This window comes from Bradyrhizobium sp. 33ap4 (assembly GCF_032654765.1).
Lineage (GTDB): Bacteria > Pseudomonadota > Alphaproteobacteria > Rhizobiales > Xanthobacteraceae > Bradyrhizobium > Bradyrhizobium australafricanum.
The window spans coordinates 1-3149 of record NZ_JAUMTJ010000145.1; the positions used below are offsets into that span (position 1 = coordinate 1).

Here is a 3149-nt window from a genome sequence, read left to right on the forward strand (position 1 = left end):
AATAAAGGACGGAATGATCGAGCCTGGCCGCCTGGCGTCCGAAGGCACATGCCAACCAGGTTTTGCCAGTCCCGGTCGAGCACGCGACATAGTACCCAAGAACATCCGTTCGAAGTTGTCATTCAATATCGACATCATCCACGCGCTGGTGAGCGCGTCATTGCTTTGAGGCGCGTCATTCACGGGGCTCGCCATCACTTCGTGATCGAACAGCCCGACGGCTCTCGCACCTTGCTGCCGGCATGGATGACAGAGAATTCCGCCGCGGCACTGCCGACGGTCGAAGTCCCTCGGCTTCCCCTGGATTCGTTGCGCGCACTTCGCGGCCTCGTTGATGCACAGCGCGTATCGTCGTCACCATCATCTGGAACGAGTCGGACGGTTGGAGGTGATGATGGAACAGCAATGGCGACAGCTCGATCTGGCGGCGGTCACGGCAGGCACAGTCCAGCACCAGCGGCTCGATCCGCTGATTCGTTTGGAAGTCACAAGTCTGCTCAAACTTCTTCTCGACGAATGCAGCACCGCCTGCGCAAAGGTGACGGAGGCGGACAATGAATAAGATAACGTCTGATCATTTATCACGCAGCGCCTATGTCTATGTGCGGCAATCGACCCCGGACCAACTCGTCAATAATCCTGAGAGCCGTCGGCGTCAGTACGCGCTCGCAACTCGCGCACAGCTGCTTGGCTGGGAAAACGTCATCGTCATCGATGATGACCTTGGTCGCTCGGGGGGCGGCACAGCGCGTCCCGGCTTTGAGCGCTTGCTGACCGCGATCTGCACCGGAAGCGCCGGCGCTGTGCTGGCCGTCGAGGCTTCCCGCCTGGCCCGTAATGGCCGCGACTGGCACACACTTCTGGAGTTCTGCACGCTGGTGAACAGCCTGATCATTGATGAGGACGGCGTTTACGATCCAAAGCTCACCAATGACCGACTGCTGCTAGGTATGAAGGGGACGTTCAGCGAACTGGAACTAACGATCTTGCGCCAGCGCTCACAAGAAGCACTGCGCCTCAAGGCAGTACGTGGCGATCTTCACACGAGTGTGGCCGTCGGCTACGTGCGCAGCAGCGACGACAGGCTTGAGCTGGATCCGGACAGGCGGGTGCGCGAGGCGCTCCATTTGGCGTTCCGTAAGTTTGCCGAGTTTGGCAGCGTGCGCCAGGTCGCGATTTGGTTATGCGACAACGGCATCAAGATGCCGATTGTCGTGTATGGTCCACGCGGCCGAATGGTGGAGTGGCGGCTGCCACGCTACAATACGATTCACCGGCTGCTGACCAATCCGATCTATGCTGGCGCCTACGTATTTGGTCGGACCGGCTCGCAGGTTCGAATCGAAGCCGGCCGCAAGCTGGTCACCCGTAATGTACGGCGAACGCAGAAAGACTGGGAAGTTCTGATTCGTGGTCATCACGACGGCTACATCTCCTGGCAGGATTACGAGAACAATCAACGGACCATCAACGGGAACGCTAACATGAAGGGCGCGATGGTGCCGGGATCGGTGCGCAATGGCGGTGGATTGCTGGTCGGCCTGTTGCGTTGTGGACGTTGCGGTCGCAAGCTCAAAGTGCAGCATAATGGGCTGCGAGGTGTTGCGCGCTACCTTTGCAACGATGCCAGCGTTAATCACGGAAGACGAACGAAGTGCATTGCGTTTGGCAATGTGCGAATCGATGCAGCTGTGTCGGCCGAGGTATTATCGGTGATTGCGCCTCTCGGCCTTGACGCTGCTCTGCAAGCAATCGCGGACCGCGAGCGCGCCGGCCGAGAGCGGCTGCAGCACATAGAGCTTGCGCTCGAGCAGGCACGCTATGAAGCGGCTCGCGCACACCGACAATATGATGCGGTTGATCCAGAAAACCGCCTGGTCGCTGGAGATCTCGAGCGGCGGTGGAATGAACGGCTTGCGGAAGTGGCGCGCCTCGAAGATGATCTTCGCATTGCCCGCGACAAACAGCCGCCCACTCTAACCGACGCAGAACGCGCAGAGATTCTTGGACTAGGGACAGACGTGGAGCGCCTGTGGAGCCATCCGGCAGCCTCGGCCGCGACACGAAAGCGGATATTGAGAGCGGTTCTCGAAGAGATCATCGTCACCGTCGAGCCACGAATATTGCACCTAAAATTGCACTGGAAGGGGGGCGACCACACCGCGCTCGAAGTTGTGAAGAACCGGGCCGGACAGCATCGGTGGAAGACCGATGCTTCAACTGAACAGCTGATCTGTGATCTGGCTCGTTTGCTGCCGGACGGGAGCATTGCGTCCGTTCTTAATCGGCTTGGCACACGCACGGCCAAAGGCAACACGTGGACCCAGCAACGCGTTTGCGTCTTCCGCAACGACCACAACATCCCTGTCTACCGAGATGGCGAACGCGCCGAGCGTGGAGAGCTGATCCTGCACGAGGCTGCAAGCCGTTTGGGTCTCAGCAAGATGACGGTGGTACGACTAATCAAGGATGGTATCCTGCCGGCCAAACAGAGTTGCGTAGGCGCACCGTATGTGATCCGGGAGATTGACCTGAATCGGCAGGAAGTCCGTCATGCGGTGACCAATGGTCGCGCAGTATCACAAGATCCGCGGCAACGAAGCTTCGATTATCAATGACATAGCGAGATGTGCATCATGCCACCAGCCCGGTGGGCCCGCAGATCAGCAGGTTGGCGTGGTCGTCGATCCATTGGCCTTCGACCAGCATCGTCAGGAGGCTGCGGTCGAGGCCGCGCGGGGTGCGATAGTCGATGTCCTCGACGCAAGCCTGCTGGCGCAGCTTGGCGTATTGCAGCCGCTTCGATAGCCGCTTGTCGCGTCGCAGCGAGGCTTCGCGTTCGAGCAGCAGCGCGAGCCATTCGGCATGGCCGAGGCTTGCGGCATCGCCGCCGGCTTCGATGTCGGCAAAGGCCTTGGCCATGCCATGAAGGCCGAGCGCGTGGAGTTGATCGAGGGTCGGATGCGTGAGCAAGGCGTGATCTCCTAGTTGTAGTAGCGCGGCCCGCGGATGTTGGGATGAAGGACCGGCGCGTTGTCCGCGGGGCGCTTGGGTGAAGGACGCCGATCGAGGTTGTTGGCAAGGATCGATTTGACCGAGCCGTAGGTGCGCGCGCCGATGTCGATCGCCCGCATGGCGGCAGCATCGAG

Annotated in this window: 2 protein-coding genes and 3 pseudogenes; 2 read left to right on the forward strand and 3 right to left on the reverse strand. The window is 60.1% G+C overall.

All coding sequences use genetic code 11. The features are described 5' to 3' along the window. Positions 1-79 (reverse strand): annotated as a pseudogene (locus tag Q2M23_RS43265) (AAA family ATPase); the annotation flags it as partial. Between the two features lie 315 nt (positions 80-394). On the opposite strand from Q2M23_RS43265, the gene Q2M23_RS43270 reads away from it, so the two are divergent. Further along, a complete protein-coding gene (locus Q2M23_RS43270) occupies positions 395-562 on the forward strand; it encodes a hypothetical protein (RefSeq protein ID WP_316399467.1) in 168 nt (55 codons plus the stop codon). Beyond that, positions 555-2618: a recombinase family protein gene (locus Q2M23_RS43275; protein ID WP_316399468.1), complete on the forward strand. Its 2064-nt coding sequence runs from the start codon at positions 555-557 to the stop codon at positions 2616-2618. Before Q2M23_RS43270 ends, Q2M23_RS43275 begins: the two co-directional genes overlap by 8 nt. A 25-nt stretch (positions 2619-2643) precedes the next feature. Here Q2M23_RS43275 and Q2M23_RS43280 read toward each other — a convergent pair. Together Q2M23_RS43280 and Q2M23_RS43285 are read right to left on the reverse strand one after the other, a co-directional pair. Further along, positions 2644-2973: pseudogene (locus tag Q2M23_RS43280) on the reverse strand (ATP-binding protein); the annotation flags it as partial. 11 nt (positions 2974-2984) lie between these two features. After that, positions 2985-3149 (reverse strand): annotated as a pseudogene (locus Q2M23_RS43285) (IS21 family transposase); the annotation flags it as partial.

What these genes read in the sequence shown, in the direction of transcription:
- Q2M23_RS43270 (WP_316399467.1), top strand. Translation starts at nt 395, where the DNA reads ATGGAACAGCAATGGCGACAGCTCGATCTGGCGGCGGTCACGGCAGGC.
- Q2M23_RS43275 (WP_316399468.1), top strand. Translation starts at nt 555, where the DNA reads ATGAATAAGATAACGTCTGATCATTTATCACGCAGCGCCTATGTCTAT.